Consider the following 24,751-nt stretch of genomic DNA (forward strand, 5'->3'; position numbering starts at 1 on the left):
AACGGGAGCAAGCTCCCTCGCCACAAGTTCGATGTCAGTTTCTAAAAAGTGTACTCGGCGCCTGCGCCGGCGTACCACGAACGTCCCGGCGCTGCTTCGTAATAGCGGCCGTTGCCGTCTCCGACGATGACCGACCCTACGTACTGGCGATCCAGCAAGTTATCCAGGCGCAAGGTCTGGTGAAAGGTCCAGTGCTCCACCTTCTGCTCAAACCGCGCGCGCCAGTTGAATACGCTGTAGCCCGGTGCCGCGTGCTGCTGGTTGGTGTCTTCGACGTAGACCTTGCTGCGGTACATGCCTTCCAGGGCGGTGCTGACCCAGTCCCGAGGCTTCCAGTTGAGTTCGGCGAATAGTGTGGTTTGCGGTACGCCGGGGAGGTAGTTGCCTTTGTCCACGGGTTTGCCGCCGCCGACGAAGTCGCTGTCGTAGATGGCTTGCAGGCGGGTGTAGGCGATGTTGGTGCTCCACTGTTCGCTGAGCTGGCTTTCGATGCCCAGTTCGAAGCCGCGACGCAGAGTGCGACCGGCGTTCTGGTAGCTGGTGCGGCCGCCGTTCGATTGATCCACCACCAACTCATCCTCGGTGGTGATCTGGAAGACGGCGGCGTTGACCCGGGTATCGTTCAGCTGTGCCTTCAGGCCCACTTCATATTGGGTGCTTTCAGACGGCTTCAGGCCGAAGTTAAACCCTTCGATACTGCCCGGCGCATACGCCAGTTCCGCCTGGGTCGGCGTCTCGAAACCCTTGCCGGCACTGACGTAGGCGTGCAGGTCGGGCGTGAAGGCGTACATCACGCTCACGGACGGCGTGTTCTTCTGGTAGGTCTTGTTGCCGCTGGAGTCGCCGTTGCTCAGGAACTGGTCGTCGACGTCCAGTTCCATGGTGCTGTGGCGCACCCCGGCTTGCAGGGTCCAGCGGTCGATGGCCCAGTTGGCCTGGATGTAGGGGTCGAGGCTGCGGGCGGTGTCGATTTCATCCCGGCGTAGCTGGCCTTTTACGCCAAGAGTGTTGCCGCTGTAGTTCTGGTAGCCGTGGCGGCTGTCTTCGCTCTGGTCGAAATCCAGGCCGGTGATGATCATCAGTTCGCCCGGCACGCTGTCGATTGGTTGCATCCAGCGCACGGAGCCGCCGTAGAACTTGCGGTCGAACTGCACCACGCCGCCGCCGCGTTCGTTGGCGGGCGTTCCCTTGGGAATCGACAAATACTGAATCACACTCCGCCGCCCGGTGTAGGCATTTACCTGCAGCGTTGCCTCACCAAAATACCGCTCGTAGTTCATCCCCAGTTGCTGGTGGTCGATGCTTTTGCGGGTGTTGTACAGCTCTGCTGCGGTACTGACCGAGCGCGGGTCAGCCTTGTATGCATCCCACGCCTGCCCCAGCGGATCCTGGGTGCCGTTCTGTTCCAGGCTGCTGTAGATCAGCGCCAGTTTGCTGTCTTCGTCGGGCTCGAAATTGAGCTTGGCAAAGGTCTGGTCGCGGCGGGCGCTGCTATGGTCGCGATAACCGTCGGTGTCCATGCGTGACGCATCCAGCACAAAGCCTGCGCCGTCTGTCGCGCCTTCGGCGGTCAGATGGTTCTTGCTCAGGCCGTCACTGCCCACCAGCGTCTCGGCGCCGATGCGCGGCGGGCCTTCGCCGTTGCGGGAAAACATCTGGATTACGCCGCCCGCATTGCTGCCATACAGCGTAGCGGCCGGGCCGCGCAGGACCTCGATGCGCTCGGCAGTGTCAAGGTTGAACGTGGCGGCCTGGCCCTGGCCGTCCGGGGTGCTGGCGGGGATGCCGTCGGCGATCAGCTTGATACCGCGCACCCCAAACGCCGAGCGGGCACCGAAGCCACGGGAGGAAATCTGCAAGTCCTGGGCGTAGTTCTGGCGGTTTTGAACCACCAGGCCAGGCACGCGGGACAAGGCTTCGGAGGCATTGATGCCCAGTTGGCCGTCGCTGATTTGCTCGCGGCTGATGCTGTCCACGGAATAAGGCAGGTCAAACGACGGGCTGGCGCTGCGCGAGCCGGTGACCACGCTGGGGTCGAGGATCAGCGGAGCCTCGTCGGCCTGGGCGCCGTTACACAGGCCCAGAAGGCCGGGAAGCAACAGGGCGAAGCGTTTGGGGGCAACAACTTTCATGAGTAAACCAGCATCCATGACGCACAAAAGTGCGCGAGTTTAACGATTCAGCCAGCTTTTACCATTTCGGAATCCTCCTACATGGCGCGGCGGTGCACGGGGTCTGCGGCACGAACAGGGCCGATGTTAGCGTTGCTGACCATTCAGAGGGCTGGCCATGACGCTAAAAATGACTGCTGCGCTAAGCATTGGAATCCTTGTGTTGAGCGGCTGTGGAACGGTCAATACGGTATTGCGCGAGGATGCGGCAGCGGCGCGTGAACTCAGAAAGCAAAAAACCTATTGCCAGTCGATTCCTCGTGTCTACAGTGGCGTCGCCTTCGATTTCTGCCTGCTGCATGCCGTGCCGGACCCTACTGGAATACTGGTGCCGTTCGTTCTATTGGATATAACGGTCTCGGGCATTGTTGATACAGTGGTCCTGCCCTACACGGTTTATCGCCAAGGTACCGATGGCAACATCAGTATTTATTGGCGCCCGGGTTCATAAGCGGATTCAGTAGGGGTGTATGGGCCAGGGATGAATGCCCACACTTATGCCAAATGGAGTTGTCCGTGAGTCTTGCAACCAGATTTCTTCTCGCCGCTGTACTGGTATCCACCACCGGTTGCGGCACCATCAACACGGTGTTTCGCCCGGACGCCGTTGCCAGCCAAAACCTCAAGGAATCGCGCAGTTATTGTGAAAACGTGCCGCGTATCTACAGTGGGGTGATCTACGGTTTTTGCACATTGAATGGCGCTCCCGACACCACCAAGGAGCACACCCGCGATGCCTCCGGCTCCCTGCCGATCTTCGCCGCCGAGCTCGTGGGCTCCGGCTTGCTCGACACCCTTGTGCTGCCCTACACGGTCTACCGTCAGAACAGGGACGGCAGCATCGAGATATTCCGCTAGGCCTGCAGTGACAACCGGTCGCCACAATCCCTAGATCATCCCGCGTCGTGTTTACGCTATAATCCCGCCCTTTAGCTGTTTCTCGCCCAGGCGGGAAGCACACTTTTTTCAGGCGTGACGCGCCTGCATGCAGACTAAAAGAGGCTAGACCCCTGTGGCATTGACGATTCTTGGCCTGTCCGGCGCCCTTAGCCATGATCCTTCCGCAGCCTTGTATATCGACGGCAAGCTGATCGCTGCCGCCGAAGAAGAGCGCTTCGTACGCGACAAACATGCAAAGAACCGCATGCCCTACGAGTCGGCGAAGTTCTGCCTGGAACAAGCCGGTATCAAGCCTTCCGACGTTGACGTGGTCGCGATCCCGTTCGCTCCCATCAGCCTGTTCGGCGAGGCCCGCTGGCACTATGCCAAGCGTTACTGGTACGCCCCGGACCGCGCCCTCGATGCGATCCTGATGGGCAACCGTCGCTACAAGCGCTATCGCAACAAGATCGTCTGGTGCCTGGAGCAACTGGGCTTCGATCCGAAGAAAATCAAGATCGAACCGGTTGAACACCACCTGGCCCACGCTTCCAGCGCCTACCACTGCTCGGGTTTCCAGGAGAAGACCGCGATCCTCGGGATCGACGGCAAGGGCGAGTACGCCACCACCTTCTTCGGCTACGGCGAAAACGGCAAGATCCACAAGATCAAGGAATTCTACGATCCGGACTCCCTCGGCGGCCTGTATGGCGCGATCACCGAGTTCCTCGGTTTCGAGATGCTCGACGGTGAGTTCAAGGTCATGGGCATGGCGCCGTATGGCGATGCCAGCAAGTACGATTTCTCGCGCCTGGCGTCCTTTGAAAACGGCGAGCTGGTGATCAACACCGACTACGCCAACGTCATCGGCCTGCGCCGCTACAAAGAGAAGGGCAAGGGGTTCTACTTCTCGCCGAAGCTGATCGAGTGGCTGGGTCCGAAGCGCGAAGGCGATATCGCCGACGAGCCGTACATCCACTACGCGGCCAGCATGCAAGCGCTGTTCGAGAAGCTGGCGTTGCAGATGATCGACCATTACCTGGGCGACATCCTTAAAGATACCGGCAAGCTGGCCTTCGCCGGCGGCTGTGCGCTGAACGTCAAGCTGAACCAGAAGATCATCGCCCGTGACGACGTCAAGGAGCTGTTCGTGCAGCCGGCGTCCGGCGATGCCGGCACTGCGGTGGGTGCAGCCGCCTACGTGTCCCACGCCCGTGGCGTACCGGTTGAGAAGATGGAACACGTCTATCTCGGCCCCTCCTACAGCAACGAAGACGTGATCGCCGCGTGCGCCAAGCACCCAAGCAAGCCGGTATGGCGCCAGATCGAAAATACCCCGAAACGCATCGCCAGGATCATGGTCGACGGCAACCCGGTGGCCTGGTTCCAGGGCCGCATGGAGTTTGGCCCACGTGCCTTGGGCGGTCGTTCGATCATCGGTTGCCCAAGCGCCACCGGCGTGGCTGACCGGATCAACCACCAGATCAAGTTCCGCGAGCGTTGGAGGCCTTTCTGCCCGTCGATGCTCGACACCGTTGCGCCACAGATGATCAAGGTCGATCACCCGGCGCCGTTCATGACCTTCACCTTTGAAGTGTCGGAAGAGTGGAAGACCCGCGTGCCGGAAGTGGTCCATGAAGATGGTACCTCCCGTGCCCAGGTGCTCAAGCGCGAATACAACCCGCGCTACTACGACATGATGAAAGAGCTGGAAGTGCTGACCGGCAATGGCGTGTCGCTGAACACCTCGCTCAACCGTCGTGGTGAAGCGATGATCTGCTCGCCGACTGATGCGCTGAACATGTTCTTCGGTTCCGACCTGCAGTACTTGATCATGGAAGACATCCTGGTGGTCAAGGACGGCGTGGACCCTTATGACGCTGTGGTTTAAATGCTGAACCGCTTCCAGGGCTGGCGTGAACGTGGCTGGACGCCTGTCGAGGCCGAGGTTTACGCCCAGGCCTGGCAGCGTTTTGGTGGCAGCGTGGCAACCCATCCGCAGATCGTCGAGCGTCTGGCGCACCTGGCGCAGATTCCGGTACGTTACCTGGGCTGGGAGCAGGACGGCGAGCTGAAGGGTGCAATTGCTACCTGGGGGCGCGACCTGGCCCTGTCCAAGGACGTGCTCAAGCGCAAAGGCAAAAAAGGCCTGTTTGATCTGGGTAATGCCGAGATCATTCTGCCAATTGCCGCCGATGCGCAGGTGCCATTGCGCCATCGCGCGCGTTATCTCTCTGCACTGAATGAGGGGCGCGTAAGCACCCTTAAGCCCCAGGCTGAGCAGTTGGCCATGGCGCGCACACCGGAAGAGCTGTCGAAGAAGTTTCGCTACAACCAGCGCCGCGAACTGCGGTTGCTGGAAGAGGCGGGCGGCGTGGTGCGGGCGGTCGGAGAGTTTTCCAGCAGCGAACTGGCCGCGATTTATTGCGACCTGTTCCAGCGGCGCTGGGGCTTCCCGGCCGCGGGGGCCGAGCGTCTGGCTGAAGTGCTGGAGTTGCTCAAGGAATTCCTGTTCGGCTCGGTGCTGTTTCTCAATGACGCTGCGATTGCCGTGCAACTGGTGTATCAGGTGCAGGCGCCGGAATGGGTCAGCGCCGAGTACGTCAACGGTGGTGTCGACCCGGAAACCAAGGCATTCAGCCCTGGCAGCGTGCTGAGCTTCCTGAATACCCAAAGTGCCTGGGAGCAAGCGCGGGCCAGTGACAAGCCGCTGCGTTTCTCCTTCGGGCGTTCCGATCGTGAATACAAGGAGCGCTGGTGTAATCCAGTGCCGGTGTTCAGCGTATGAGTCGCAAACAGCAACTGCTTAAGCAGCATCGGCGCAACAAGCGTATTGCGTTGTTGGTGGGTCTGTTGCTGTTGGTGGCCGTCGGTGTACTGGTGGCCTGGTGGTTGCCGCTGCTGCTGGCGGTGGTGCTGTGGGCCACGCATGAAGCCTGGTTTGCCGACCATCTGTTCTACTCGCCTAAAGACGACTATGAGTACGCGTTTCCTGAAGGGAGCGAGTGCGCGGGGCTGCGTCTTGAAGCAGGACGCCTGCTGTTGGACGTGCCCTTGGTGGGCGATGAAACCCTGATCGTAGGGGTTGAACTCAAAAGCTCGTGGCTGGGGCGTTTTCTCGACCCGGCGGTGGAAGTGCTAGGCCTGGATGCACCAGACCGGCAAGTCTTCGAGCGGGGTGTCGCAGGCCGGCGCTATCTCAACCTGACAGGCATGGGCGAAGCGCTGACCAGCGGTAAGCTGCGCTTGCGCGGGCGCTTCTGCCGGATCAAGGGGCAACCGACGCTGTGGTTGTTCCGCCAGCCGGATTACCGTCACCAGCGCGTGATGGTCATTGCGCCCCATGCCGACGATGCCGAGCTGGCCGCCTTTAGCCTCTACAGCCAAGCCGATGAGAGCTGGATCGTCACCCTGACGGCGGGCGAAATCGAAGCCGATCACTATCAACAAATGGGCATGCCCAGGGCCGATGCCGCACGGCTTAAAGGCCGCCTGCGTGCCTGGGACAGCGTCACCGTGCCGCGTTGGGCGGGCGTACCCGAGGCGCAGTGCGTGCAGTTGGGCTACTTCTGCATGCAACTGCCGGCGATGCAGGCTGCGCCGGATCAGCCCCAGGCCTCCCGGGAAGCCCAGTTGGACGATACGCGGCTGTTTCGCCAGTTCAATGCCCTGGCCTTGCCCGGGGATGTGGACGGTGCCCCGACCTGGAACAACCTGATTGCCGACCTCCGGGCGTTGTTGCTCAAGGCGCGCCCTCAGGTCATCGTGTTGCCAACGCCGCTGCTGGATCCGCACCCGGATCACATCTGCGCCCACGCCGCGATCCTCGAAGCCTTGCAAGGCCTGGAGTGGCAGCCGGGTACATTGCTCGGCTACGCCAACCACCTGCATGATAATGATCGTTGGCCCATGGGCGACTCGGGCGCTGGCGTGGCCTTGCCGCCACGCTTTGATGCCGCGCATGAACTGGTGCCTTGCAGCGTGCCGCTGACGCTGAACCAGCAGCAAGACAAGGCCATGGCCCTGGGCATGATGCACGACTTGCAGCCGCGGGCGCCGTTCAAGCGCCGCGTGCGCAGGTGGTTGCAGCAATTATTGGCGGGCCGTAGTCCATCGCCTTACGGAGAGAATGAATTCTTCCGCAAGGCGGTGCGCCGCCATGAATTGCTCTGGGTTTTAAAGCAGGATTGAGACCTTATTGAAGGCAGGCTTGCAGGGCCTGCCGCCCCTTTTTCGCCGGGCTGCGTGCCCGCAGCCAGATTGCAGCATGGAGAGTTATGAAACCTCGTTTCAAGGTTTTGCAGTTACAGCCGGACTACAACGTCAAGACCCACGACTTCGCCGACCTCGGCGAGCAGATCGTCAAGGCCTTGCCGGCTGAACGTTTCGAGGTCACATCCGGGTTCCTCAGCGGCCGTCCGCTGCCCGGCCAGCCCCTGAGCGTGGCTGAACACTCCCATTACTTCGAGCTGCCGGAAAAGTCCCTCAAAGGCATCCGTTTCGGCGCCATGTGGCAGATCTACAAATATTGCCGCGAGCAGAAATTCGACGTGGTCATCTGTAACCGCTTCAAGTCGGTGAACATGATGCTGTCACTCAACCGCTGGTTGAAGATTCCACTTTGCATCGGCATCTCCCACGGTTTCGGCGAGTACGCCCGTGGCTACCGCCGGCGCCAGACCCAGAAGTGGGTCAGCCCGGCGTGGCGATTTGTCGGGGTGTCGGCAGCGGTCAGGGATTACCTGGTGGACCTCAACTGTGGGTTCACCCGTGAAAACACCACCTTCGTCACCAATGCCATCGACATCCCCCAGGCCGAAGCCTTGCAGTTGCCACGGGATGAAGCGCGCAAGGCCCTGGGCCTGCCGCTGGATGCGCGGATGATTGGCGCTCTGGGCCGCCTGGTGCCGATCAAGGGCCACACTCATTTGCTGCAAGCCTTCGCCACCCTCAAGGACAAATACCCTGAGGCTCAGGTGGGCATCATCGGCTCTGGCCGCGCCGAAGCAGACCTGCGCGCCGACATCGAGCGCCTGGGCCTGACCGGTCGTGCGCACCTGCTGGGCTTTCGCGAAGATGGCATGAAGTACGTGCGCGGTTTCGACATCTGGACCATGCCGTCGCTGTTCGAGGGCCTGGGCCTGGCGCTGCTGGAAGGCATGAGCGGCCATTTGCCGGTCATCGCCTCCAACGGCCCGGCAATGTTGCCGTTGGTGGAAGGTGCAGGCGGCCTGTCCCATGACCCGGGCAGCGTCGAGCAACTGGCGGCGGCGCTGGACACTTACCTGGCGTTGAGCGACGAGCAGTTGCGTGCCAAGGGCGAGCAAGTGTTCCGCTACCTGGAAGAAAACCACACCCTGGACGAGTTCCGGCACAAGTATTTGAACCTGATCGAAACCGGTCTGCGTGAAGTAGGTAAAGCATGAGTCTGCAGCAACCCCTGGTCACTGTGATCATCGCCTCGTACAACCACGGGCCGTACATCGAGCAGAGCATCCTCAGTGTGCTTGGCCAGACCTACGCCAATATCGAATTACTGGTGGTGGACGACGGTTCCAAGGATGACAGCGTGGAGCGCATCCAGCGCTTGCAGGCCGAGCACGGGTTTGACTTCCAGGTTCAGCAGAACCAGGGCCTGACCAACACCCTGAATGGCGCCATCGCCCGCGCCAAAGGCAGCCTGATCGCGCCGTTCGGTTCCGATGACATCATGCTGCCCGAGCGTATTGCCACTCAGGTTGCCTACATGGAAGGCAAGCCGAAAGTGGGCATCTGTGCCGGCAATATCGAGTTGATCGATGGCGACGGCAAGCCGTACCCGGAGAAGAAGCAGCGCCGCGATTTGCCGTTTCGCAGCCTGGATTTCGATGACCTTTTCCTGGACCGCAAGCCCTTTCCTCCGGCACCGACCCTGATGATCCGCCGGCAGGCGCTGGAAGAGGTCGGGGGGTTCGATCCGCTGATTCCGCTGGAAGACTTGCTGATCGAATTGAAGATTGCCCACGCCGGCTACACCATCGACGTGTTGAGCGTGGTGATGGCGCGCTATCGCCAGCACGCGACCAATACGTACAAGAATCACCGCTACATGATCCAGAACATCCTCAAGACTTACGGGTTGTTCAGCGATCACCCGGCCTATGATCAGGTTCGCTACAACTTCCTGAACTCGATGTTCCTCAAGACCGCCGACCGCGACCGCCCGCTGGCGCGGGAGATCCTCAAGCAGATTCCCTTGAAGTTCTGGGGGCGCAAGACCTTGCGTGGGTTGGTGCGGCTGTATCTGGCGCCGCAGCGCAGCTCATAGGGCTTTGGCCTGGCCATTGCGTACACCGCAATGGCCAGGGGCTTGGAACCTCAGCGGTTCACACCATCACTTGGCCGGGCTCGCGACCTGCGTGACCGGACTATTGAGCTTCAGCACCTGTTCACGGATCTTCGCCGTGGCGCTTGGCGAGGCAACCGAGGCATAGCCCTTGGCCAATTGCTCGAAATGGGTTTCGAACAACCAATTGCGATCCTGTGGATAACGCTGCATGTGCCGCAGGTTGCGCTGGCGCAGGGCGTTACGCAGGGCCGATGGGTAGATGCGCATGTCGGCCACGTCAATCAAGCCGAACTCGCCGTCATCCATCAACAGCACGTTGCCCAAATGCAGGGAGCGGAAGTACACCCCGCGCTCGTGAAGCTGGGCCATGAACCGGCCGAAACGCTCAATCAACGATTCCCGCAGGCTGCTGTCCAGGCTTTGCAGGGCCTGGCGCAGGGTCAGGCCGGGCAGTGGCTGATAACGTACGGCGCTGCTGGCATCCTTTAACTGGTAGAGATTGAGGATGACCGGGGATGGAATCCCCAATGCGCGCAGCTGCTCGCTATTGCTGGCAAAGCGCTCCGAATAGGGATTGAAGCTGCCGGAGGTGTACCAGCGACGAGGGCGGAACAGCTTGAGGAAGCTGCCATCCTCCAGGCGCAGGACCTTGGGCCCCAGGCCATCGGCTTCGATCACGTGGGCGTTGGCGCACAGCTGTTCGAAGTTTTGAGGTTTCAGGCGTTGAACCGGCATGCGCAGCAGGCTGCGGCGACGCTGGGCGATGCTCAGGCCGGCGATCAGCGCGAGCGGAATCCACAGCAGAAACCAGTGCTCTTTTGGCCGCGAGAGAATGCCGCCGCCTTCGGTCAGGCCGGCACCGATGCCGTAGGCCAGCAGGGAGGAGGCCAGGATGAACAACGGCTGTGCACGTTCCTTGAGGCTTTTATACAGGCCCCAGCCGAGCATGAAGGCCCACGGGATGAAGCCGATGATGCCGACGTAATACAGCACACCCAGAGCAAAGTTGTGGGGCTCGCGCAGCTGATAGCCGTCGGCAAGCGTCAGGTACAGCTCTGAGTCGTAGCTGTGGCCGATCCAGGGGTGTTCGGCGATACGCTCAAGCGACATGCCCCAGATTTCGAAGCGGAACGAGCTGCCACGATTGGTGATCAGTTCGGGATAGAGCAGCAGAAGCGCCGCAGCCCCCAGCGTCATACAGGCGATCAGCAGGGCCGCGCGCCGATTGCGAGTGGTAAAACTCATCCAGAGTACGGCGAGGACCAGGGCAACCAGCGGCGTTCTCGAGCCGGTGGCCAGCACTGCAGCAGCCATGATTGCCAGTGCCGGAACGCTGAACCAGAGTACGTGCGCACGCTTGGTGGTCATGCATACGTACAGCCAGTAGACGCAGAAGAATCCGAATACGTGAGAGCTCAATAGCGCATTATCAAGAGCCCCACGCCCGCCGATCATTCGCGCGCCCTCTGCGAAGTGGGGAGCAAAAGCCACCAGGCTGCAGGCACTGGAGACCAGCGCAATCAGCGCAGCGCAGAAGAAGATCGGTTTGAACAGTTCGTTGCGGTAATGCAGCAACAGTCCGAAACCGGCAAACAGCGTGAAGGTATTCGGTGGCCGCTTGAACAGGTCGGAATCTGTCGTGGCCTCAGGGCTCCAGAGCAGGCTGGTGAGCGCCCAGCCCGAGAAAACCAGGAAGGCAATCGCCAGGGGCTCGCGCAATACCTGCTTGAGTTCCGTCGGGCGCAGGCACAGCAGCAACAGTGTCGGCGCGGCGAACAGCAGGTAGTAAAACCTGTGCAGCACATTTCGATTGGTCACGAAGAACAGCGCACTCAGGAGCAGCAACAAGCCAATGGGCAGAATCCACAGACAGAGGAAGTCGAAAACGCGGTTTGAGCCATATGTAAGGCGCTTGGATTGCATACAGAAAAGCCGTTCCAGAATAAAGAAAGCCGACCATACTAAAGTAGTGGCTATACAATGTCGCCCGTTGGGGTCCAACGGGGCCGCGGTTGTGCTGCGTGCAAGTACAACAGAGAAGCTGTGCTAAAGTCAGCCTCCTTTTTCAAAACCGCCGCGTGATATGACCGACTCCAGTCCGAGCGCAAGCCCTTCGAGCTTGAAAATATACTTCCGTCTGCTCAGCTACGTTAAGCCTTATGCCGGCTTGTTCGCGCTGAGTATCGTCGGCTTTCTGATTTTCGCGTCGACCCAGCCGATGCTGGGCTACATCCTCAAGTACTTTGTCGACGGCCTGTCCAACCCTGAAGCGGTGTTGTTCCCCACGGTCCCTGTCCTGCGGGACCTGCAACTGCTGCAGGCCGTGCCGCTGCTGATCATCCTGATCGCCGCGTGGCAGGGCCTCGGCTCGTTCCTGGGCAACTACCTGCTGGCCAAGGTTTCCCTGGGCCTGGTGCATGACTTGCGGGTGCAACTGTTCAACAACCTGCTGACCTTGCCGAATCGCTATTTCGACAATCACAACTCCGGGCACCTGATTTCCCGCATCACCTTTAACGTGACCATGGTCACCGGTGCGGCGACCGATGCCATCAAGGTAGTGATTCGCGAAGGCATGACAGTGATCTTCCTGTTCGCCTCGCTGCTGTATATGAACTGGCGCCTGACCCTGGTGATGATCGCGATCCTGCCGTTGATTGCAGTGATGGTCAGCACCGCGAGCAAGAAATTTCGCAAGCAGAGCAAGAAGATCCAGGTTGCAATGGGTGACGTCACCCACGTTGCTTCGGAAACCATCCAGGGCTACCGCGTGGTGCGCAGCTTCGGCGGTGAGGTGTATGAGCAGAAGCGCTTCCTCAAGGCCAGCCTGAGCAACACCAACAAGCAACTGCGCATGACCCGTACCGGCGCGATCTACACGCCGGCGCTGCAACTGGTGATCTACAGCGCCATGGCGGTGCTGATGTTCCTGGTTCTGTACCTTCGCGGCGATGCTTCTGCAGGTGACATGGTGGCCTACATCACCTTGGCCGGCCTGTTGCCCAAGCCGATTCGCCAGCTCTCTGAAGTCAGCTCGACCATCCAGAAAGGCGTGGCCGGTGCCGAAAGCATTTTCGAGCAACTGGACGAAGACGTGGAAATCGATCGCGGCACCATCGAGCGCGACAAGGTCAGCGGCCGCCTGGAAGTGCGCAACCTGAACTTCACCTACCCGGGCACCGATCGCCATGTGCTCAAGGACATCACCTTTACCGCAGAGCCCGGGCAGATGGTTGCCCTGGTGGGCCGTTCGGGTAGCGGCAAGTCGACCCTGGCCAGCCTGATCCCGCGTTTCTACCACCACGAGAGCGGTGAGATTCTGCTGGATGGCGTGGAAATCGAAGACTATCGCCTGCTCAACCTGCGTCGGCACATCGCCCAGGTGACTCAGCACGTGACCCTGTTCAGCGACACCGTGACCAACAACATCGCCTACGGTGACCTGGCCGGCGCACCGCGGGCCGATGTCGAGGCGGCGGCGGCCGATGCCTATGCCAAGGACTTCATCGACCAGTTGCCCAAAGGCTTCGATACCCAGGTCGGCGAAAACGGCGTGCTGCTGTCCGGTGGCCAACGCCAGCGCCTGGCCATTGCCCGGGCCTTGCTCAAGAACGCTCCGCTGCTGATCCTTGACGAGGCGACTTCGGCGCTGGATACCGAGTCGGAGCGCCATATCCAGGCAGCCCTGGACAAGGTCATGCAAGGCCGTACGACCCTGGTGATCGCCCACCGCCTGTCGACCATCGAGAAGGCCGACCTGATCCTGGTGATGGACGATGGCCGGATTGTCGAGCGCGGTACCCACGGGGAACTGCTGGCGCAAAACGGTTATTACGCCCGCCTGCACGCCATGGGCCTGGACGCGCCGATCCCGGCCGACATCACCTGATGTACCGGCGTGAGGGGCCTGGCCCCTCACGCGATTGCCCTCGCAACATCTTCTCTGCACACCCCGACAAGCCTTTGACAACCCTGTGGTAATATCGCGCCCCTGTTCATTTTGTATGTGGGTTGCTCCATGAAGTTGTCCATGCCGCGATTCGATCAAGCCCCTGTCTTGGTGGTCGGCGATGTCATGCTCGACCGTTACTGGCATGGCGGTACCTCACGGATTTCCCCTGAGGCACCGGTACCGGTAGTCAAGGTCGAGCAAATCGAAGACCGTCCAGGTGGCGCTGCCAACGTTGCCCTCAATATTGCCGCTCTCGGCGCCCCGGCCTCCCTGGTGGGTGTGACCGGCGACGACGAAGCCGCCGACAGCCTGGCCAACAGCCTGCGTGGCGCTGGTGTGCGTGCGTTGTTCCAGCGTATTCCCCACCAGCCGACCATCGTCAAGCTGCGGGTCATGAGCCGGCACCAGCAATTGCTGCGTATCGATTTTGAAGAACCCTTCGCCACCGACGCCCTGGCCCTCAGTGCCCAGGTCGACGAGTTGCTCGAAGGCATCAAGGTGCTGGTGCTGTCCGATTACGGCAAAGGCGCCTTGAGAAACCACCAGATGCTGATCCAGGCCGCCAAGGCCCGGGGCATTCCGGTACTGGCGGATCCCAAGGGCAAGGACTTCTCGATTTATCGGGGCGCCAGCCTGATCACGCCGAACCTCAGCGAATTTGAAACCATCGTCGGCGGTTGCGTCGATGAGCACGAGTTGGTGACCAAGGGCGCCAAGCTCATGGCGGACCTCGACCTGGGCGCCTTGCTGGTAACCCGTGGCGAACACGGCATGACCTTGCTGCGCCCTGATCACCCGGCGATGCACCTGCCAGCGCGAGCCCGTGAAGTGTTCGACGTGACCGGTGCCGGCGACACGGTAATTTCTACCCTGGCCGCGGCAATCGCGGCAGGCGAGGAGCTGCCCCACGCGGTTGCCCTGGCTAACCTGGCGGCAGGTATCGTGGTCGGCAAGCTCGGTACGGCGGCCATCAGCGCCCCTGAACTGCGTCGTGCTATCCAGCGTGAGGAAGGTTCGGAGCGTGGTGTGTTGAGCCTTGAGCAACTGCTGTTGGCGATTGACGATGCCCGTGCCCATAAAGAGAGCATTGTCTTCACCAATGGTTGCTTCGACATCCTCCACGCCGGTCACGTGACCTACCTGGAGCAGGCGCGGGCCCAAGGCGATCGCTTGATCGTGGCGGTCAACGACGATGCGTCGGTCAGCCGCCTGAAAGGGCCTGGCCGCCCGATCAACAGTGTCGACCGTCGCATGGCGGTACTGGCGGGCCTGGGGGCGGTGGACTGGGTGATCAGCTTTGCCGAGGGGACGCCGGAAAACCTGTTGGCCCAGGTCAAGCCGGACGTACTGGTCAAGGGCGGTGATTATTCGGTCGACCAGGTGGTCGGTGCCGATATCGTCAGTGCTTATGGCGGCAAGGTCAAAGTGTTGGGGCTGGTTGAAAACAGCTCGACCACGGCGATTGTCGAGAAGATCCGCAATAACTGATGGTGGGAGCAGCTTGTGTGGGAGCGGGCTTGCTCGCGAAAGCGGTGGATCAGCTGGTAGATGCAGTGACTGACACACCGCATTCGCGAGCAAGCCTGCTCCCACATTCGACCGCCGCGACCTGACGTCCGGTTACCGGTTGGCTTTTTTCTTCGGCACGATCTTGCGCAAGATCTGCCGCGCCTTGCCGGTCAACCGCTTCAATTTCGACTCTTTTTCTGGCGCGCTCAGCCCCTGCTGCCGAAGCCAATCCTTCCAGCGGATCCGCTCATCACGCACCACCCAGCCTTCCTGCTGTGCAAAGCTCTCAGCCAGATATAACCCTCGCGTACTCGCCGGATACAGCTGATCCTTCTTCAAGGTATACAGCTCCGCACACGGCTGCCCGTCCTTCAGCGGCATCAGGTATAGGTCCGGGCGCTGGCGGTCCAGGCGGGCCACCAGTTGATCGCCTTCCAGGCGCTCGTCCACATGAAACAGACTCAGGGACTTTGCTTCCTTGGGTACTTCCAGGCGCAAGTCATAAATCAACTGCAGCGAAGCCGTCGGCAGGTGCACGTAAGCGCGTGGCCGTTCAATCAATTGCATGGTGGCGCAGCGCACCGGGCGCGCGGCCCCGGACAGCGGTGAGAGACGAAACGGCAACGCTTCGCGGTAGTGCAGGGCAGACGAGTAGGGTGCCGGTAGCCAGGTGTCGTTGAAGCGCCCGCCCAGCCAGCCTTCCGGGGTTTCCAGCAGGCATTCCTCGGCGATTTCCTGGATGGCGGTGTGCAGTGGCAGGTTCAGCTCGTGGGCCGGCACATAACCGGAGATCAGCTTGAGCACAACGTCGCCACGGTCTTGCCGACGCTGGCGCACCAGCACCCAGTAATCACGATTCTGCCAATGCAGCGTCAGGCGCACCGAGACACCAAGGTTGGCCAGTTCCAGCACGAAACGCTCAGTGTCTTTCACCTCCACCGGCTTGCGCCGTTGCAGGGTCTGGGCGAAGTTGAGCGGCATGCCGACGCTCTGGTAACTCAAGCCTTCGGGCGTGGCTTCGACATGCAGCGGCAGTGTTTTAAAGTTACTCGGGTTTTTTCTAATGAGCGTTCGCGCCATGTCGGCTCCTTCTTGCGTCGGGGTCGGCCGCGTCGGCGGCATCAGAGTTGGCGAATGACCTTGGCAGCGGTCGCTACGTTATGGGCGAGGTGCAGCGGATTGATGGTCCCGACAATAGCACTGGCCACGCCGGTTTGCGCAAACAACAACATGAAACTGGCGTAAATTGGATCCACTCCTGATTCCAGGCAGACATGGCCACTGGCTAGTGCCTTTTTCACCAGGATGCCTTTGCCATGGGCGGCAGCATAATCAATGACGGCTTTCTCGGCCTGTTCGTTCAGATTGTAGGTAACCATGGCGCAATCGCCTTGTTCCAGAGCCTTCACACCGCCCTCGACGGTTTTGCCCGAGAAGCCGAAACCACGGATCTTGCCCTCGCGCTTGAGGTCCTCCAGGGTTTGATACACCTCGCAGTCGTTGAGGATATGCAGGTCATTGCCGTCGGAGTGCACCAGCACCAGGTCGATAAAATCCGTTTCAAGTCGTTTCAGACTGCGCTCCACTGAAAGCCGGGTGTGGGCCGCGCTGAAATCGTGGTGGGACACGCCCTCGGCGAACTCCTCACCCACCTTGCTGACGATCACCCATTCCTGGCGCTGGCCGCGCAACAGCGGGCCCAGGCGTTCTTCGCTGCGGCCATAGGCCGGCGCGGTGTCGATCAGGTTGATGCCCAATTGCCGGGCCTGGCGCAGCAGCATCCGCGCGGCGTCATCATCGGGAATCTGGAAGCCGCTGGGGTATTTCACCCCTTGGTCGCGGCCCAGCTTGACGGTACCCAAACCCAGCGGCGAAACCAGCAGGCCGGTACTGCCCAACGGGCGATGAAGGTCATGCAGGGTCGGCAGGGTCATGGCAGCAGTTGCTCCCAGGCAGGTTGGGCGATGGCGGGTTTTGGCAGGTCGGGGAGCGTTTCCGTGACACTTGGCTTGATACCGTCACGTTCCAGTGCGTTGATCACCCGATCAGCGAAGTCCGGCGCCAATGCCAGCTTGGTCGGCCAGCCCACCAGCAGGCGATCCTGCTCGGCGAGGAAGGCGTTGTCCGGGCGGGTCAGGCCTGACTGCAACGGCTCGGCGCGGTCCACGCGCAGGGTGGCCCACTGGGTCTGGCTCATATCGATCCAGGGCAGCAGCTGCGCCAACTCCTTTTGTGCGGTGGCGATTTGTTGCTCCGGGGTGCGGGCCACACCTTCGGCCTCGGCGATATCGCCGCCCAGGTACCACACCCAATTGCCATCGGCGGCGGGGTGTGTGGTCACGGTGATGCGCGGCTTGGTGCCGCCACCCAGGCAATGGGCGTAGAGCGGCTTCAGGCCGGGGCCCTTGGCGATGATCATGTGCAGCGGTCGACGTTGCATGGCGGGTTGGCTCAGGCCCAGGGCGCTGAGCAAATCCGCGGTGCCGCCACCGGCGCTGAGGACGATACGCTGGGCGCGGATCTCGCGGCCATCGACCTTCAGGCCTGCCAGCGTGCCGTCTTCCATTAACGGTTCGATCTTCTCCCCGGCGAGCAAGCCATCACCGGCCAGTTGCGCCAGGCGTTCGATCAGGCTCGGAACGTCGATCACCAGTTCGGCCAGGCGATAGACCTTGCCCTTGAAGCGGCGGTCCTGCAGGGCCGGTGGCAGGTCGTCGCCCTTCACTTGATCCACACGGCCACGCACGGCCTTGCTGGCGAAGAAGCTGGTGAGGTTGCCGGCGATAGTCCCCGGCGACCACAAATAGTGGGCTTCGGACAGCAGGCGTACGCCCGAAAGGTCCAGCTCGCCGTTGCCCGCCAAGGCTTCGCGCCAGCGGCGGGGCATGTCGGCGATGGCTTCGGAGGCGCCGGTCAGGGCACCATGCAGTGCGTATTTCGCACCGCCGTGGATGATCCCCTGGGACTTCACGCTTTGCCCGCCGCCGAGGGTGGCGCTTTCCACCAGCACCGTGGAAAAGCCCTGGCGGCGCAGGCGCGCATTGAGCCAGAGGCCGGCAACCCCGGCGCCGACAATCAGAACGTCGGTGGAAATAACGGATGGCATGCAGCGACCTCAGTGTTCAAGACAGGCTGCGCAGTATACAGGCTCATGCAATGAATCTTCGCCCCAACGCTCCCTAATGACAGGCGCACCGTAGGAGCTGTCGAGTGAAAAGAGGCTGCGAGTTTCAGCCTCAGTTGAGTCTCACGTGAGCGCTCAGTGCCCGGCCGTTTTCGAGAACAACTGAATCACCACCACCCCCAGCACAATCAGGCCCATCCCGAGCATTGCCGGGATATCCAGTTTCTGCCCATAGATAAACAGCGCGGCGATGCTGACCATCACGATGCCCATCCCGGCCCACACTGCATACGCGACACCCACGGGCACGGTGCGCACCACCAGCGTCAGCATCCAGAAGGCCACGCCGTAACCGACGATCACCAGCAACAGCGGGATCGGCGTGCTGAAACCCTTGATCGCTTTCATGGAAACGGTGGCGATCACTTCCGAGCAGATGGCAATGGCCAGGTAATAGTAGGCGGCGTTCATGGGTAAATCCTCGGTACAGGGGGCAACCGTAGGAGCGAGCTTGCTCACGAAAATCGTCAACGATAACGCAGCGCATCTGGTTTAACGCGGCGTGCTGAGGTTTTTCGCGAGCAAGCTCGCTCCTGCAAAGGTCGGCATTTTAGAGAATTGTCAGATGCGGTAAAGTCATTACCTATCCGAATTAAAGATGGGTTGAGCCATGAGCGTGCAATGGAGTCTTGAGCAGATGCGCCTGTTTGTCAGCGTCGCCGAGCAGCGTTCGTTTTCGGCGGTGGCACGGGACCAGCGCAGGGCGCAGTCGGCGGTCAGCAATGGGATTGCCTTGCTGGAGGCGGACCTGGGCCTGTGCCTGTTTGATCGCAGCAGCGGCCGCCAGCCCCGTTTGACCGAGGCCGGTACGGCATTGCTTGAAGAGGCACGGGAAGTCTTGCGCCAGTGCGAGCGCCTGAATGGCCGCGCCTTGTCGTTGATGCGCGGCGAAGAGGCGCGCCTGCGCCTGGCCCAGGATGAAGCCATGCTCTATCAGCCGGTGCTTGATAGCCTCGAAGCGCTGGCGGGAAAATTTCCCAGCCTGGAAGTGCAGTTGTCCAGCGCGGCCCAAGGCGATGTCGCACGCAAACTGGTGGAGCGCAAGGCCGATCTGGGCCTGCTGTTCTATCACGATCAAATCCCCGAAGCGCTGGAGCGCCGGGTGCTGGGCAGTGTGGAGATGGTGACCGTGTGCGGTATCGGTCATCCCATGGCCAAGGAACAGTTCGTGGATTGCCAGCGCCTGGCACAGTTTCGCCAATTGCTGATGGCGACCCAGACCAGTGTGTATCCCGGCAGCGAGGCCGCCAGCCCGCAAGTGTGGCGGGCTGACAGCTTCTACGTGCTGGCCGAATGGCTGGCGCGCGGCCTGGGTTGGGCCTGGTTGCCGCGGCATGTGGTGCAGTATCCGGCCTATCAGAACCAGATGGTCGAACTGAACAGCGAATGGACCCCGCCGGCGCTGGTGGTGGAGTTGGTCTGGCGCCGCGACGAACCCCTCGGCCCGGCCGCGCGTTTCCTCGCAGAACGTTTTGCCGAGTGCTTGCAGGCGATCGACTGAAAAAGCCGATAAACTCCGCCGCCATGAATAGAACTCTCTACAGCTGTCTGTTTTACCTGGCGCTGCCGTTGGTGGCTTTACGTCTGTGGCTGCGGGCCCGCAAGGCGCCGGCTTACGCGAAGCGCGTGGGTGAACGCTTTTCCTATGGCTTGCCGGTGATGCAGCCTGGCGGGATCTGGGTGCATGCCGTGTCGGTGGGCGAAAGCATCGCCGCTGCGCCGATGATTCGCGGGCTGCTGGAACGTTATCCACAGCTGCCGATCACCGTCACCTGCATGACGCCCACCGGTTCCGAGCGCATCCAGGCGTTGTTCGCCAACGAGCCGCGCATCCAGCACTGCTACCTGCCGTACGATTTGCCCTGTGCGGCCAAGCGGTTTCTCGATCGTGTGCAGCCCAAACTGGCGGTGATCATGGAGACCGAGCTGTGGCCCAACCATATTCATCAATGCGCCAAGCGCGGGATCCCCGTGGCATTGGCCAACGCCCGGCTGTCGGCCCGGTCGGCCAAGGGCTACGGACGTTTCGCCAAGTTGACCGCGCCGATGCTGGCGGAAATGAGCCTGTTCGCCGTCCAGACCGAAACCGAGGCCGAGCGTTTTCGCAGCCTGGGTGCACGGCCCGAGACCGTCGAGGTCACCGGTTCGATCAAGTTCGACCTGACCATCGACCCGCAACTGCTGGAGCGCGCCGCCGCCTTGCGTGATCAATGGCACGCCAGCGAACGCCCGGTATGGATCGCCGCCAGCACCCACGAAGGCGAAGATGAAGTGGTGCTCGCCGCCCATCGCCAGTTGCTCGCCAGCTATCCCAATGCCTTGCTGATTCTGGTGCCGCGCCATCAAGAGCGCTTCAACCCGATGTTTGAGCTGTGCCAGCAACAGGGTTTCGCCACGGTGCGTCGCTCCAGCGGCGAGGCGGTGACGGCGCAGACATCCGTGTTGCTGGGCGACACCATGGGCGAGCTGCTGTTTCTTTATGCCCTGGCCGACAGCGCCTTCGTCGGCGGCAGTCTGGTCGCCACGGGCGGGCATAACCCGCTGGAACCGGCGGCCTTGGCCAAGCCGGTTATCTGCGGGCCCCATGTGTTCAACTTCCTTGAAATCAGCGCAATGATGCGTGACGCCGGCGCGTTGCAGGAAGTGGACGATGCCGAGGGTTTGGCGGTGGCGGTGCAGCGTTTGTTCGAGCTGCCGCGTGACGCGCAGAGAATGGGGCAGGCGGGTCTGGCGGTGATGCGCGCCAATCAGGGGGCGTTGAAGCGTTTGCTGGATGGGTTGGGCAGACTGCTTAACGTCTAACAACACAAATCAAATGTGGGAGCGGGCTTGCTCGCGAATGCGTAGTGTCAGTCAGCGAATAAGTCGACTGATACACCGCTTTCGCGAGCAAGCCCGCTCCCACATTGGGATATTCGGCAGTCTTAGTAACCCGGGTTAGCCTTCAACTGCGCCGCAGCTGCCTTGGCCAGATCCGGCGGCAGGAAATCCTTGTCCGGGTTGTAGTCGGCCTTCAGGTACCGCGCCAGATCCTGCAGATCCCCCGGGTTCAATGTGCCCGCCGCCTGCTTCAAGCGCAGGTTATCGAGGATGTAGTCGTAGCGGCTGTTGTTGTAGTTGCGCACCGAGGTGTAGAGCTGGCGCTGGGCGTCCAGCACATCGACGATGTTGCGCGTACCCACCTGGTAACCGATTTCCGTGGCTTCCACCGCGCTCTGGTTGGAGATGATCGACTGGCGGCGCGCCTGCACCTGCTCCACATCGGTGTTCACCGCGCGGTGCAGGTTGCGGGTGTTTTCCACCACCTGGCGACGCAGGCCTTCGCGCTGCTGCTCAGTCTGCCCCAGGCGGGAATAGGATTCGCGCACTTGCGAGCTGGTCAGGCCGCCGCTGTACAGCGGGATCCTCAACTGCAAGCCTACGGTGCGTTGCGACACGTCACCGTGATACGGCTGGCCGAAGGCGCTCGGGTTACTGAAACCCAGGGCATCGTTGTCACCTTTTTCATATTGCGCCACGGCATCCAGGGTCGGGGCGTGGCCGGCTTTGCGTTGCTTGAGGGTTTCTTCGGCGGCGGTGACCGCGTAGTTGCTGGCCAGCAGGTTCAGGTTCTGGCGTCCGGCGGTTTCGACCCAGGCCTTGGCGTCGTTCGGCGACGGCGGCAGCACCGGCAGCGTGTGCACGATGCCCTGGATCGAGTTGTACTGGCGGTTGGTCAGGGTGATCAGCGCTTCAAAGGCGTCGTCCACCTGGCGCTGGGCCAGGATCCGGTTGGCGCGGGCGGTGTCGTAGCTGGCCTGGGATTGCAGCACGTCGGTCTTGTCCGACAGGCCCACGTCAAAGCGCTCGTTGGACTGGTCCAGCTGGCGTTTGAAGGCGGCTTCTTCGGCCTTGGTGGACGCCAGGTTGTCCTGGGCCCGCAGCACGGCGAAGTAGTTTTCGGCGCTTTGCAGGATCAGGTTTTGTTCGGTGGCCGAGAGTTGCAGCGAAGCCTGCTCGTTGACGGCTTCAGCGGCTTGCAGCTGGAACCAGCGATCAGCGCGAAACAGTGGCTGGCTCAAGGTCGCGCGCCAGGAATGCGCATCGCGGTTGACCGTGGCCGCAGGTTGATCGAGCTGGGTGCGCACATTATTGATGTCGGCACCGGCCGACAGGTTCGGCAGCAAGCCGGCGCGTGCCTGGGGCACCACTTCTTTCTGCGCGCCGTATTGGGCGCGGGCGGCGGCCAGGTCGGCGTTGTTGTCCACCGCTTCCTGGTAGACGCTGACCAGGTCGGTTTTGGTCGTCAGGGGCGCTTCAGCTGCCCAGACCAGTCCGTTGGTCGCACAAGACACGGCGAGAGCCAGTGAAAGTTTGCGCAGCATGAGGCGATCCCTAGAGTAAATATTACGGCGATAATTTGGAGCCCAAGGCTAAGGCGACCCATTCCTGGCGTCAAGACCTCAAGCAGTCACCGAGTGTAGTGGCGCTATCACGGCACAACAATCCTGTAATTACGCCATTCATCACGATGAATGCACCGCCGTTGGCAATTTGCCTGCTCCATGGTCTAGACTGGCCGCGTTCTTGTCGGGGTGCCTTGTTGGAAGGCTGAGATCGGTAAATACCGGATCCCGTTGAACCTGATCAGGTTAGCGCCTGCGTAGGGAACAAGATTTCTCGTCACCCGGCGAGTCCTCTTGTGCTTCGTCCGGGATGTTGTTCGACAATCGAACAGCCCGTGCGCCAAGCACAGCACTGTCACAGTGCGTCCATCCGTCACAGGTTCACTCCGACAAAAATCCACCGCCTGGATAGTTGGAGAGCCCGTGATGAGCACCGAATTAAAAAGCCAAAAATCAAAAAACACCGTGCACCTGAGTGAATCGGCCAAGGTCGACTCCGGTTCCGTACAGCCGTTTACCCGCTCGCAAAAAATCTACGTCCAGGGCTCGCGTCCTGATATCCGCGTGCCGATGCGTGAGATCAGTCTTGATGTCACGCCTACCGAATTCGGCGGTGAAATCAACGCGCCTGTCGTGGTCTACGACACCTCCGGCCCCTACACCGATCCCAACGTCATCATTGACGTGCGCAAGGGGTTGGCGGATGTCCGTTCGCCGTGGATTGAGGCTCGGGGTGATACCGAGCGACTGGCTTGCCTGAGCTCAAGCTACGGTCAGGAGCGCCTCGATAATCCGGACCTGGCCTACCTGCGCTTTGCCCACCTGCAAAACCCGCGTCGCGCCAAGGCCGGGGCCAATGTCAGCCAGATGCACTATGCGCGCAAAGGCATCATCACTCCGGAAATGGAATACGTCGCCATCCGTGAAAACATGAAGCTGGAAGAGGCGCGTTCGGCCGGGTTGCTCAAGCAGCAACACCCGGGGCACAGCTTCGGCGCGAGTATTCCGAAGGTCATTACCCCTGAGTTCGTGCGCGAAGAAATCGCCCGTGGCCGCGCGATCATTCCGGCCAACATCAATCACACCGAGCTGGAACCGATGATCATCGGTCGCAACTTCCTGGTGAAAATCAACGGCAACATCGGCAACAGCGCCCTGGGTTCGTCCATCGAAGAAGAGGTCGCGAAGATGACCTGGGGGATTCGCTGGGGGTCGGACAACATCATGGATCTTTCCACCGGCAAGCACATCCACGAAACCCGCGAGTGGATCATCCGCAACTCGCCGGTGCCGATTGGCACTGTACCGATCTACCAGGCCCTGGAAAAAGTCGACGGGGTTGCCGAAGACCTGACCTGGGAGCTGTTCCGCGACACCCTGATCGAACAGGCCGAGCAGGGCGTCGACTACTTCACGATCCACGCTGGCGTGTTGCTGCGTTATGTGCCGCTGACCGCCAATCGTGTCACGGGGATCGTCAGCCGCGGTGGTGCGATCATGGCCAAGTGGTGTCTGGCGCACCATAAGGAAAACTTTGCCTACACCCATTTCGAAGAAATCTGCGAAATCATGAAGGCCTACGATGTCAGCTTCTCCCTGGGAGACGGCCTGCGCCCGGGCTCGATTGCCGACGCCAACGACGCCGCACAATTCGGCGAGCTGGAAACCCTCGGCGAACTGACCAAGATTGCCTGGAAGCACGACGTGCAAACCATGATCGAAGGTCCGGGCCACGTGCCGATGCAGTTGATCAAGGAGAACATGGACAAGCAGCTGGAGTGCTGCGACGAGGCGCCGTTCTACACCCTCGGCCCACTGACCACCGACATCGCGCCGGGTTATGACCACATCACCTCGGGCATCGGGGCGGCGATGATCGGCTGGTTCGGTTGCGCGATGCTCTGCTACGTCACGCCGAAGGAGCACTTGGGCCTGCCGAACAAGGACGACGTGAAGACCGGGATCATCACTTACAAGATCGCGGCCCATGCGGCGGACTTGGCCAAGGGGCATCCGGGGGCGCAGATTCGTGACAACGCGTTGAGCAAGGCGCGCTTTGAATTCCGTTGGGAGGACCAGTTCAACCTGGGGCTTGATCCGGACACGGCACGGGCTTATCACGACGAAACCTTGCCCAAGGAGTCGGCTAAGGTCGCGCACTTCTGCTCAATGTGCGGACCGAAATTCTGTTCGATGAAAGTCACTCATGAAGTGCGTGAGTATGCCGCCAACCAGCGCATTGAAGCGGTGGATGTGGACGTGGCCAAGGGACTGGCGGAGCAGGCGGAGCGGTTCAAACAGGAAGGTAGTCAGCTGTACAAAAAGGTCTGAACCCGATGATCG

The 24,751-nt window shown here is 61.2% G+C and carries 19 protein-coding genes and 1 riboswitch; of the genes, 12 read left to right on the forward strand and 7 right to left on the reverse strand.

The window, feature by feature from the left end; all coding sequences use genetic code 11:
* Positions 1–41: 41 nt before the first annotated feature.
* Positions 42–2,132, reverse strand: a complete 2,091-nt coding sequence (locus ACUN0G_RS01465; protein WP_445572548.1) for a TonB-dependent receptor family protein — start codon at positions 2,130–2,132, stop codon at positions 42–44.
* Between the two features lie 157 nt (positions 2,133–2,289).
* On the opposite strand from ACUN0G_RS01465, the gene ACUN0G_RS01470 reads away from it, so the two are divergent.
* The 7 genes from ACUN0G_RS01470 (at position 2,290) to ACUN0G_RS01500 (ending at position 9,357) form a co-directional block, all read left to right on the forward strand.
* Positions 2,290–2,622 carry a YceK/YidQ family lipoprotein gene (locus ACUN0G_RS01470; protein WP_445572549.1) on the forward strand — a complete coding sequence of 111 codons (333 nt, stop codon included), beginning with the start codon at positions 2,290–2,292 and terminating at the stop codon, positions 2,620–2,622.
* Between the two features lie 53 nt (positions 2,623–2,675).
* Positions 2,676–3,029: a YceK/YidQ family lipoprotein gene (locus ACUN0G_RS01475; RefSeq protein WP_258343385.1), complete on the forward strand. Its 354-nt coding sequence runs from the start codon at positions 2,676–2,678 to the stop codon at positions 3,027–3,029.
* Positions 3,030–3,183: 154 nt separating this feature from the next.
* Positions 3,184–4,941 carry a carbamoyltransferase family protein gene (locus ACUN0G_RS01480; RefSeq protein WP_445572550.1) on the forward strand — a complete coding sequence of 586 codons (1,758 nt, stop codon included), beginning with the start codon at positions 3,184–3,186 and terminating at the stop codon, positions 4,939–4,941.
* Positions 4,942–5,838: a GNAT family N-acetyltransferase gene (locus ACUN0G_RS01485; protein ID WP_017478306.1), complete on the forward strand. Its 897-nt coding sequence runs from the start codon at positions 4,942–4,944 to the stop codon at positions 5,836–5,838.
* Positions 5,835–7,241, forward strand: a complete 1,407-nt coding sequence (locus ACUN0G_RS01490) for a PIG-L deacetylase family protein (RefSeq protein ID WP_445572551.1) — start codon at positions 5,835–5,837, stop codon at positions 7,239–7,241. The genes ACUN0G_RS01485 and ACUN0G_RS01490 overlap by 4 nt, the downstream gene beginning before the upstream one ends.
* A gap of 86 nt (positions 7,242–7,327) precedes the next feature.
* Positions 7,328–8,476 (forward strand): glycosyltransferase family 4 protein, encoded by a 1,149-nt coding sequence (locus ACUN0G_RS01495; RefSeq protein ID WP_093202426.1) that lies wholly within the window; start codon positions 7,328–7,330, stop codon positions 8,474–8,476.
* The gene (locus tag ACUN0G_RS01500; protein ID WP_167662919.1) at positions 8,473–9,357 is read left to right on the forward strand and encodes a glycosyltransferase; all 885 of its coding nucleotides are present in this window, start codon (positions 8,473–8,475) and stop codon (positions 9,355–9,357) included. The genes ACUN0G_RS01495 and ACUN0G_RS01500 overlap by 4 nt, the downstream gene beginning before the upstream one ends.
* 66 nt (positions 9,358–9,423) lie before the next feature.
* On the opposite strand, the gene ACUN0G_RS01505 is transcribed toward ACUN0G_RS01500, so the two are convergent.
* Positions 9,424–11,301: an O-antigen ligase family protein gene (locus tag ACUN0G_RS01505; protein ID WP_445572552.1), complete on the reverse strand. Its 1,878-nt coding sequence runs from the start codon at positions 11,299–11,301 to the stop codon at positions 9,424–9,426.
* Between the two features lie 160 nt (positions 11,302–11,461).
* On the opposite strand from ACUN0G_RS01505, the gene msbA reads away from it, so the two are divergent.
* The gene (gene msbA / locus ACUN0G_RS01510) at positions 11,462–13,267 is read left to right on the forward strand and encodes a lipid A export permease/ATP-binding protein MsbA (protein ID WP_026078079.1); all 1,806 of its coding nucleotides are present in this window, start codon (positions 11,462–11,464) and stop codon (positions 13,265–13,267) included.
* Between the two features lie 129 nt (positions 13,268–13,396).
* Complete coding sequence (gene hldE, locus ACUN0G_RS01515) at positions 13,397–14,818, forward strand: bifunctional D-glycero-beta-D-manno-heptose-7-phosphate kinase/D-glycero-beta-D-manno-heptose 1-phosphate adenylyltransferase HldE (protein ID WP_445572553.1); 1,422 nt, start codon at positions 13,397–13,399, stop codon at positions 14,816–14,818.
* Between the two features lie 132 nt (positions 14,819–14,950).
* On the opposite strand, the gene ACUN0G_RS01520 is transcribed toward hldE, so the two are convergent.
* From ACUN0G_RS01520 to ACUN0G_RS01535, 4 genes are all read right to left on the reverse strand, one after another.
* On the reverse strand, positions 14,951–15,919 hold the full coding sequence (locus ACUN0G_RS01520; protein ID WP_258343395.1) for a metal ABC transporter ATPase: 969 nt from the start codon (positions 15,917–15,919) through the stop codon (positions 14,951–14,953).
* A gap of 41 nt (positions 15,920–15,960) precedes the next feature.
* A complete protein-coding gene (locus ACUN0G_RS01525) occupies positions 15,961–16,773 on the reverse strand; it encodes an aldo/keto reductase (RefSeq protein ID WP_421524154.1) in 813 nt (270 codons plus the stop codon).
* The gene (locus tag ACUN0G_RS01530; RefSeq protein ID WP_258343398.1) at positions 16,770–17,945 is read right to left on the reverse strand and encodes an NAD(P)/FAD-dependent oxidoreductase; all 1,176 of its coding nucleotides are present in this window, start codon (positions 17,943–17,945) and stop codon (positions 16,770–16,772) included. Before ACUN0G_RS01530 ends, ACUN0G_RS01525 begins: the two co-directional genes overlap by 4 nt.
* A gap of 153 nt (positions 17,946–18,098) precedes the next feature.
* Positions 18,099–18,434 (reverse strand): DMT family transporter, encoded by a 336-nt coding sequence (locus tag ACUN0G_RS01535; protein WP_003209492.1) that lies wholly within the window; start codon positions 18,432–18,434, stop codon positions 18,099–18,101.
* Positions 18,435–18,633: 199 nt separating this feature from the next.
* Between ACUN0G_RS01535 and ACUN0G_RS01540 the strand changes: the two genes are divergently transcribed.
* Positions 18,634–19,524, forward strand: a complete 891-nt coding sequence (locus ACUN0G_RS01540; RefSeq protein WP_076015520.1) for a LysR family transcriptional regulator — start codon at positions 18,634–18,636, stop codon at positions 19,522–19,524.
* Between the two features lie 23 nt (positions 19,525–19,547).
* Positions 19,548–20,825: a lipid IV(A) 3-deoxy-D-manno-octulosonic acid transferase gene (gene waaA / locus ACUN0G_RS01545; protein ID WP_258343402.1), complete on the forward strand. Its 1,278-nt coding sequence runs from the start codon at positions 19,548–19,550 to the stop codon at positions 20,823–20,825.
* 122 nt (positions 20,826–20,947) lie between these two features.
* On the opposite strand, the gene ACUN0G_RS01550 is transcribed toward waaA, so the two are convergent.
* Positions 20,948–22,387, reverse strand: coding sequence for a TolC family outer membrane protein (locus ACUN0G_RS01550; protein WP_258343403.1), 1,440 nt, complete (start codon positions 22,385–22,387; stop codon positions 20,948–20,950).
* Between the two features lie 196 nt (positions 22,388–22,583).
* Positions 22,584–22,689, forward strand: a riboswitch (TPP riboswitch).
* A gap of 145 nt (positions 22,690–22,834) precedes the next feature.
* Between ACUN0G_RS01550 and thiC the strand changes: the two genes are divergently transcribed.
* A complete protein-coding gene (thiC, locus tag ACUN0G_RS01555; protein ID WP_445572554.1) occupies positions 22,835–24,739 on the forward strand; it encodes a phosphomethylpyrimidine synthase ThiC in 1,905 nt (634 codons plus the stop codon).
* Positions 24,740–24,751 lie beyond the last annotated feature (12 nt).

The organism is Pseudomonas sp. 32A (assembly GCF_052682255.1).